A 9,247-nucleotide genomic window follows, 5' to 3' on the forward strand; every position below is an offset into this window, starting at 1 on the left:
ACACATTCTTAAATAACAGCCCGCACCGACATCACAAAATTCCTGCCCGGAGCTGCTATACCTGAAGAGTAAGGTCGGTAACGCTGGTCTGTGATGTTCTCTATACCTGCGCTCAGCGACAGGTGCCGGTTCAGTTGGTAGAGTGCCTTCAGGTTGAGTGTGGTCCAGTCGGGACTGTATGGATTCCCGTCTTCGTCTGTCGCATATAGGTAAGCTTTGTCCTGCTCTTCGGGCGCCAGCTGGCTATACCTGAATGCTCCATTATACACGGCATAAAAGTCTGCCTTGAACCGATTGCGGGTATAAGTCAGGCGGGTTGTACCAAAAGCTGGTGCGGCATGTCGCAAAGGTGCCTCCGTGCCATTATCTAGTTCTTCACGCCCACGCTGCAGGCTATATCTAGAGGTGATACCAAAACCGGCCGGTAACTTCAGTTCTATACCTGCCTGCACACCCCAAACCCTGGCATAGGCGGCATTCTGGATAGCCTGCACCTGGCTACTTTCTCCCTCGTATTCGATAAAGCTGTTACCGTTTAAGGTATAGTCTCGCCGCACCAGTGCATCCTGCAGATAGGTATAGAAAGCAGTCGCATCTAGTTTGAGTACCTCCCCGAACACTTTAGCAAATCCCAGATCCGCATTGTAGGCGTACTCCGGCTTCAGGTCTGGATTGGGCACCACGACCAGGCCCGGAGCAGAATCGAAAATCTTGCCGATATCGTCCACGTTCGGAGAGCGGAAACCTGTGGATAAATTCGTGCTCAGCTGCCAGTCGGGTTTCGGACTATACACCAGCCCTGCACTTCCGGTCACAGCCCCTGTGTTGATGTCAGCGGAAGCGAAAGGAAGATCATAGAAGCTCTTGTCGAAAGCTGCATTGAGCAGGATGTGGTTATACCTGGCCCCTGTCAGTACTGTGAGCTTCTCCCCCACTTTGAATCGGTAAGTCAGGAAAGCGGCATAGGAACCCAGTCCGAACCATCCGGATAACGGGCAGGCCCAGGTATAGTCGCGCCAGTGCTGGTATTCTCATCGGTGCCTGTCGAGCGCACATGGTTATAAATAACTTCCAGACCATAAAAGAGATGATGGCGCCCGTCCAACGCTTTCTCAAAATCCAGGTTGACAGAGTAGGCGTTGACTTTTTCGTAGCGGTTATACCTGGTCGCTTTACCCAGGTCCCGATTGTGACGGCTCTCCTCAAACAGCTGGTGCGCTAAACCGATGTTCAGCTGATCAAAGAATTTGTTGTCCGTCCGGTGGCTTGCCTGCAGGTGCTGCATCGCCCATACCTGCGGACCATAATACCACTCCGCTGAGCGCAGCTTGCCATTTCGGTACAGGGTCAGGCGGTCGTAGCGGGGCACATCGGAGGTGGTAGAGTAATGGAAACCGTACTGTAATTCCCAGTTTTCGCTGGGCCTATACCTGATCTTCTGCATCAGGTTCAGCTGGTCGTAGCCCGTGTATACCTGTCGCATCGGATCAGGATTGGTAATCACCTCGTCCTGTCCGTTTTGGCTGCGCACATACTCTTTTCGGAGGTAATCATCCGGCCCATTTGCCCCCATTGTCAGGTCACCGTAATCGCTGAAAGTTGCGCTGGTCAGAAAGGCCCATTTTTTCAGCCCGTAACTCAGATCGAGGTGTGCGGTCTTCTCGTGGTTGGCCGAAGACCATCGAATGGCAGCGTTGCCTTTGATCAACGGTGATGCGTCCGCCGAAAACTTCGGCGACAAGGTATAGAAGTTCATTACGCCGCCTATCGCATCGCTGCCATACATGACCGAGCCCGGTCCGAACATCACTTCTGTTTTTTCTATGGCGAAAGGATCAAGGGAAATAACATTCTGCAGGTTGCCGCTCCTGAAAATGGCTGTGTTCATGCGCACACCGTCCACGGCAAGCAATACCCGGTTGGTAGCAAATCCGCGGATCATAGGGCTGCCGCCTCCACCCTGACTTTTCTGGATAAACACCTCCCCTGCCTGCCCCAGCATGTCTGCGGCAGTCTGAGGTTGCTGCAGCAGCACATCTTTCGGCCGGATAGTACTGACCCGCTGCGGCACTTCTTTTGCGGCCTGTTGCCATCGGGCTGCCGAAACCACCACGGTGCGCAGTGAGATGTTGTTTTCGCGCAGGTATAACTGAAAGCCCTGCCGCTCCAGTTGCCCGTAAGACAAGGTTTTCTGATCATAACCTATCAGGCGAATCACCAGGCTATCGATGCCTTTGAAGGGACTGACATCCACCCGACCTCTGCTGTCAGTAAAGCTGATCTGCTCGGAATGTTTACTGTAAAGCTGCACCATCTCCAGAGGCTGCTGCGTGACCTGGTCTTTCACGGTCAGGACTTGCCCGAACGTGGACGTGCTGAGTAAGCACAGCCACCCCATCAAGTGCAGAAGATTCTTCATGCTGCTTATTCGCTCTTGATCTTTCTGATCTTTTTCGGATAAAACCACAGGAAGAAACCCGTGCTGGAAAGGACTAACAATCCGAAGCCCAGCACGTTCATCGACACCAACTTAAAGAGATCGCTGATGATGGAGCCGTCGTGCACTTTCTCAATCCAGTCAGAATGGCGGCGGGCCACGGAAAGCACTTTGCCGGTGCTGGCGTCGAGCTGCACCTCCCAGCTTCCCTCCTTAAAAATGGTTTTCACGATCCCTTTGTCCAGACGGGCTTCGATGCGGTCGATGGGATTGTTGGTGATAGCCGCTGCCGAGTCCAGGCCGGCAAGCGAACGTGCTGACAGTTCAGCCAACGGCAGCCATTGCTGCAGGTCTGCGGTAACTCCTTTTTGGGTGGGTGGCTGCAGCAGATCTATATCTTTTTTCCAGCCCAGCAGTATACCTGTCACACTGCTTATCAGAATAAACAGCCCCAGAATCAGTCCCAAATAGCGGTGATATACCCGGAAATTACGCAGCCGTTCGGCTAGCGTTTTTACTTTCTGTTTTACAAGGGTGGCAGTACTGGTACTCACGTAGATAGATCAGAATAGGTATGAAAGCCCAATATCCAACAATTGCGGCAGATAAACAATGTGGCGACACCAGTCTTTAAAGTTTGGATACTAATTGCAACCATTCCCCGTTTTAGAGACTCTTAAGGTTGAAAAACTATACTACTATGATTAAACTTTTCTATCCACTCCTGGCTCTGGCGCTCTTTACGCAATGCCAACAGGACGAATCCTATGAAACCACGGAGTTCAAAAAAGATACCGACGACCTGAAGTTCGGTCAGGAGGCGCTCCTGCAGCAGTACGGGCAAATTACGCTGTACGGCGAGGAGGTACCGCGTCGCCTGATCGTATCCCTGAAAAGCATAGAAGATTCCCGCTGTCCGACTGATGTTAATTGCGTGACAGCAGGCAATGCAAGTGTTTTGCTAAGAGCCTCCAACAGCCATGGCGTGAATGAAAACATCACACTCTGTATTGGAGACTGTGGTACGGATGCAGCCAGAGAAACCCATACCATAGAAGCTGCAGTTGGCGATGTCAGTTACAAATTCACTCTGAAAGGCGTGAGGCCATACCCTGGCCAGGCACACGAAGGCGAAGTGCAGAAGGCCCAGCTGGTGGTGGAGAAGCTATAAGGCCTTAATTTATACCAGGCTCCGTAGCCTGTACCTGCTATTTGAGAATAGCGCTTCCTGCTTTTTAACAACATCAGTTTGCAACACCAACAAAACAGAAAGCCCTGCCATTCCTGGCAGGGCTTTCATAATTAACAGGTATAGGCTATACCTTACAAAGATCCGGTTGCCGGGGCCGCCTCAGCTTTTTTCACTGAAATAGCGTCCACTCCTTTCTCCTTCACCAGCCTGTTGAGCGCCGGCACATCCTGTGTTTGTACCTGCTTAAATAGATTCAGCTGCTCGTCAATCTGAGCCGTTGATTTCCTTCTTGAAGGCATAGGCCTGATCGGTTGGACGGAAGTCGCCGGTGCTAACCTGCCCCACCAGGTTCGCCAGTTTGTTGTTCAGGCGGATCGGGAAGTTGAGCGGGTCCTGGCCGCTGCGGTTCTTCGTCTGGTACAGCGCCTCTTCAATGGCGGTGATCTTCTTGTCGATTGCGGTGGCAGACTCCACCACATCTTTGTAGTTCTCCTGCCCTTTCAGGTTCCCTTTGAGCGTGTTGAGCTGTGCCCGCATGGTACGGATGTCTTTGATCGCGTCATGCGTTTCGGTCAGTTTATCGCGTACCTCGGTCAGGAAGGCGAACTGGGTGGCTCTGTCTTCGGGTGTAGCTTTGGTGCGTGGGTCAGGCAAAATGGTAAAGGCAGTCTCCTGGCTCTCCTTGTTCACCGTCAGCTTGGCTTTGTAGTTTCCAGGTATAGCCTTAGGTCCTTGCAGGCCACCGCCCCACAGGATGATGCCATCGAACTTACTTGCCTCCGGGTAGCGCATGTCCCACACGAAGCGGTTCATACCCTCTTTCGCCTCCAGCTTGTCTTTTTTCTCTTTGGCATTGCTAATATAGCTGCGGATCAGTTTACCGTTCTGGTCCATGATCTCCAGCTGTACCACAGTAGCTGAGTCTGGCTTAGTTGGCAGGTAGTAATGCACCATCACGCCGCCAGGGTGGTTCTCACCGGCTGTCTTGGAAAGGCCTCTACTGCCGCCGTCCATTTTGTAAGTATCCAATGGCTTGTACAGATGAAACTTGCTCTTCGCTATACCTTCGTTCAGCTGGTGCAGCGGCGTCAGGTCGTCTATGATCCAGAAACTGCGGCCCTGTGTGGCAGCGATCAGGTTATCGTTTTTGATCGTGAGGTCCGTGATCGGCACAATCGGTAAATTCAGCTGGAAGGGCTGCCAGCTCTGCCCGTCGTTGAACGACACATACATGCCATACTCGGTACCGGCATACAACAAACCGTCACGCTTCGGATCGGCACGCACCACACGGGTAAAGTGGTGGCCCGGTATACCTGTGGTGATCTTCGTCCAGCTCTTGCCATAGTCGGTGGTCTTGTACAGGTAGGGGCTGAAGTCGCCTGACTTATACATGGTAGCGGCCACATAAGCGGCACCCTTTTGAGTCGGGTGCGCCTCAATGCTGTTGATCTGTATCCACTCTGGCATACCCTTCGGCTGCACCTTTGTCCAGTTTTTGCCATTGTCACGCGTCACGTGGATCAGGCCGTCATCTGATCCGGTCCAGATCACGCCCGGCTCCACCGGCGACTCGTTGATCGCGAAGATGGTGCCGTAGTACTCCACGCTGGTGTTGTCTTTGGTGATCGGTCCTCCAGATGGTCCGAGTTTGGTTGAGTCGTTGCGCGTCAGATCCGGGCTGATTGTTTCCCAGGACTGCCCTTCGTTATAGGTCACATGCACGTGGTTAGACGTGGTGTAGAGCTTTTTCGGATCGTTGGGTGAGAACATGATCGGGAAGTTCCACTGGAAGCGGTACTTCATCCCTTCGGCACCGTGGCCCATCGGGTTGTCCGGCCATACATTGATTACGCGCTCCTGCCCGTTGCTATGGTCCACACGCGACAGGAAGCCACCGTAGTTACCGCCGTACACAATCTCCGGGTTCTCCGGGTTCACGGCCAGGTGCGCACTCTCCGAACCGGCTGTTTCTTCCCAATCATCCTCAGAGATGCTCCAGCCCGTAGAGCGGTGACTAATACGAACGGTAGAGTTGTCCTGCTGTGCTCCGTAAATGCGGTATGGGAAATGGTTATCGGTCACGACGCGGTAAAACTGTCCGGTGGGCTGGTTGTTCATCGTGCTCCAGTTCATGCCGCCGTCCGAGGTGATCTGTGCGCCACCATCGTCGGCAATGGCCATGCGCGATGGATTCTCCGGCGCGATCCATAGGTCGTGGTGGTCAGCGTGACCGGCGAAGGCCGATGTAAAGGTTTTGCCGCCATCCTTGCTGCGGTGGTAGGCCACGTTCAGCACGTATACCACGTCCTCGTCTTTCGGGTCGGCATATACGCGGGTATAGTACCAGGCCCGCTGTCGCAGGTTGCGGTCGTCGTTCATCTTCTTCCAGGTCAGGCCGCTGTCATCGGAGCGGAACAGACCGCCTTCATCGGCTTCCACCATCGCAAACACACGGTTAGAGTTAACCGGTGATACTGTCACACCAATGATGCCGAGCGTACCTTTTGGCAGGCCTCGTTTTTTGAGATATCTTTCCAGGTGTCACCGCCGTCGGTACTTTTCCAGATGCCTGAACCCGGTCCTCCTGATGACAGGCTATACGGGGTGCGGCGCACGTTCCAGGTGGTGGCGTAAAGGTGACGTGGGTTGTTCGGGTCGATGATCAGATCTACGGCACCAGCGTCTTTGTTGGCAAAGAGTGTCTTCTTCCAGGTTTTGCCGCCGTCGGTGCTCTTGAACACGCCCCGTTCTTCGTGTGACTTGTACAGGTCACCCATCACGGCCACATACACAATGTCCGGGTTCTGCGGATGGATGCGAATGCGGCCGATGTGCTTGGAATCCTTCAGGCCGATCTGCTCCCAGGTCTTGCCGGCATCGAGTGAGCGCCACATGCCATGGCCCGATGACACGTTGCCACGCACCGTCTTCTCCCCTTCGCCCACATAGATTACATTGGGGTCAGCCTCACTCACCGCTACTGCCCCAATGGAGCCACCGTAGAAGCCGTCGGAAATGTTTTCCCAGGTAGAGCCGCCGTCAGTCGTGCGCCATACGCCGCCACCCACGGTGCCCATGTAGTAGAGGTTTGGTTTACCGGGTACGCCTGTAACGGTGGCGGAACGTCCGCCTCGGAAAGGGCCGATGGAGCGCCACGCCATGCCATTGTATAGTTTGGCTTCGTAAGGGGCAGCTGCTTCTTTTTGTTTGCTTGTGCGTGGCTTCTGTTTCTGGGCCACCGCTTCCGGCGGCGACATGGTCAGTGCCAGCAGCAGACAAGCCGTTGTGCCAGTTCTAAGAAAGGTGCTTTTCATGTAAAGGTGAGCGAAAAGGTTTTGGATCAGTTTGTTTGAACTTCTGATTTATAAAAGTTTAGTTAAAAAAGCAAACCGACTCGCTGAGGCAACCTGCTCCCTCTCCCAATACCCTCACCTTAAACCTGATGCTGTTTTTCCAATTCCTAAGAGAGATCCGGCATCCTGTTCAGGCACAGCCATGTTTCAGATCTCTCGTTTCTTTCAGGATGACAGTTGATACCCCCAGGGTTCGGTGGCACAAAAGCAACATCACATGATTAGCATCAGACGAGTGCTTAATTTTAGAACCTACAGTAAAGCAACACAGTACCAATACTGCAGTAATTATGTCGCACACGAGCGGGGCACCTGTTGCATGGTCAGACAAACAAGGTATAGCATACCTCAACCTGTGACAGAATGACAGGCAAAACCCGCTTATTCAGCCTTGGCACATACCTTGTAATAGTGCTAGCAACAGTGAAAAGAAATTGTAATCGAATCATTATAAAACTATAGAATGGGAAAGATAATTGGTATTGACTTAGGTACAACCAACTCCTGCGTTGCCGTAATGGAAGGTAACGAGCCGGTGGTTATTCCTAACAGCGAAGGCCGCAGAACTACTCCGTCTATCGTCGCGTTTCTGGACGGCGGTAAAGGCGAGCGTAAGGTAGGTGACCCTGCCAAACGTCAGGCAATCACAAACCCACAAAACACGATCGCTTCGATCAAGCGCTTCATGGGCCACAGCTACAATGAAGTAAGCGAAGAAGCCAAGCAGGTGTCTTACAAAGTGGTGCAGGGTGGCAACAACACCGTGCGTGTAGAGATCGGAGACCGCCAGTACACACCACAGGAAATCTCGGCGATGGTGCTTCAGAAAATGAAGGCTACTGCAGAAGACTACCTGGGTACTACAGTGACAGAAGCGGTTATTACCGTACCGGCTTACTTCAACGATGCGCAACGCCAGGCTACGAAAGAAGCTGGACAGATCGCAGGCCTTGAAGTGAAGCGTATCATCAACGAGCCTACAGCGGCGGCGCTGGCTTACGGCCTCGATAAAAAACACAAAGACCAGAAGATCGCGGTATTCGACTTAGGTGGCGGTACCTTCGATATCTCAATCCTGGAGCTGGGTGACGGTGTGTTCGAAGTACTTTCTACCAACGGTGACACACACCTGGGTGGTGATGACTTTGACCAGGTGATCATCAACTGGCTGGCCGACGAGTTCAAGAACGACGAAGGTCTGGACCTGCGCAAAGACCCAATGGCCTTGCAGCGTCTGAAAGAAGCCGCTGAAAAAGCAAAGATCGAGCTTTCTTCTTCTAACGAAACAGAGATCAACCTGCCATACATCATGCCAGTAGATGGTGTGCCAAAGCACTTGGTACGCAAGCTGACAAGAGCGAAGTTCGAGCAGCTGTCTGATGATCTGATCCGTCGCTCGATGGAGCCTTGCAAGAAGGCCCTGCAGGATGCTGGCCTGTCAACTTCTGACATTGACGAAGTAATCCTGGTAGGTGGTTCAACCCGTATCCCGAAAGTGCAGGAAGAAGTAGAGAAGTTCTTCGGCAAGAAGCCTTCTAAAGGTGTGAACCCGGATGAAGTAGTGGCCATTGGTGCCGCGATTCAGGGTGGTGTACTGACAGGTGAAGTAAAAGACGTGCTTCTGCTGGACGTAACGCCGCTTTCACTGGGTATCGAGACGATGGGTGGTGTGATGACGAAATTGATCGAGTCTAACACGACTATACCTACGAAGAAGTCAGAGACCTTCTCCACGGCATCGGACAATCAGCCATCTGTTGAGATCCACGTACTGCAGGGTGAGCGCCCAATGGCGAAAGACAACCGCACGATCGGTCGCTTCCACTTGGACGGCATTCCACCAGCACCACGCGGCGTTCCGCAGATCGAAGTAATTTTCGACATCGACGCCAACGGTATCCTGCATGTAACGGCCAAGGATAAAGCCACTGGCAAAGAGCAGAAGATCCGCATTGAGGCTTCTTCTGGTCTGAGCGAGCAGGAAATCGAGAAAATGCGTCAGGAAGCAGAGGCCAACGCAGAAGCTGATAAGAAGGCGAAAGAAGAAATCGAAAAGCTGAACGCAGCTGACTCGATGATCTTCCAGACCGAAAAGCAGCTGAAAGAGTATGGCGACAAGCTGTCTGAAGGTAACAAGTCGAACATCGAAAATGCACTGGGTCAGCTAAAGACAGCGCACGGTGCCAAAGATATCGCTGGAATTGACGCAGCGATCGAAAGTCTGAATAATGCATGGCAGGCGGCCTCGCAGGAGATGTACGC

The 9,247-nt window shown here is 52.9% G+C and carries 5 protein-coding genes and 1 pseudogene; 2 read left to right on the top strand and 4 right to left on the bottom strand.

Annotated features, from left to right (window positions below; genetic code table 11):
- Nucleotides 1-8 precede the first annotated feature (8 nt).
- The 3 genes from O71_RS25010 to O71_RS02775 are packed head-to-tail and all read right to left on the bottom strand — an operon-like array spanning nt 9 to nt 2,991.
- Nucleotides 9-935, bottom strand: coding sequence for a TonB-dependent receptor domain-containing protein (locus O71_RS25010; RefSeq protein ID WP_237717679.1), 927 nt, complete (start codon nt 933-935; stop codon nt 9-11).
- A 14-nt stretch (nt 936-949) separates the two neighbouring features.
- Nucleotides 950-2,419: a TonB-dependent receptor plug domain-containing protein gene (locus O71_RS25015; RefSeq protein ID WP_237717680.1), complete on the bottom strand. Its 1,470-nt coding sequence runs from the start codon at nt 2,417-2,419 to the stop codon at nt 950-952.
- 5 nt (nt 2,420-2,424) lie between these two features.
- Nucleotides 2,425-2,991: a PepSY domain-containing protein gene (locus O71_RS02775; protein WP_007652990.1), complete on the bottom strand. Its 567-nt coding sequence runs from the start codon at nt 2,989-2,991 to the stop codon at nt 2,425-2,427.
- A gap of 146 nt (nt 2,992-3,137) precedes the next feature.
- Here O71_RS02775 and O71_RS02780 point away from each other — a divergent pair, with 146 nt between their 5' ends.
- Nucleotides 3,138-3,608, top strand: coding sequence for a hypothetical protein (locus tag O71_RS02780; protein WP_007652991.1), 471 nt, complete (start codon nt 3,138-3,140; stop codon nt 3,606-3,608).
- A gap of 152 nt (nt 3,609-3,760) precedes the next feature.
- Here the strand turns inward: O71_RS02780 and O71_RS02785 are convergent.
- Nucleotides 3,761-6,946: pseudogene (locus O71_RS02785) on the bottom strand (WD40/YVTN/BNR-like repeat-containing protein).
- A gap of 502 nt (nt 6,947-7,448) precedes the next feature.
- Between O71_RS02785 and dnaK the strand changes: the two are divergent.
- The coding region (gene dnaK / locus O71_RS02790) for a molecular chaperone DnaK (protein ID WP_007652992.1) at nt 7,449-9,247 on the top strand (1,799 nt) is incomplete at its 3' end.

This window comes from Pontibacter sp. BAB1700 (assembly GCF_000277005.1).
Classification (GTDB): domain Bacteria; phylum Bacteroidota; class Bacteroidia; order Cytophagales; family Hymenobacteraceae; genus Pontibacter; species Pontibacter lucknowensis.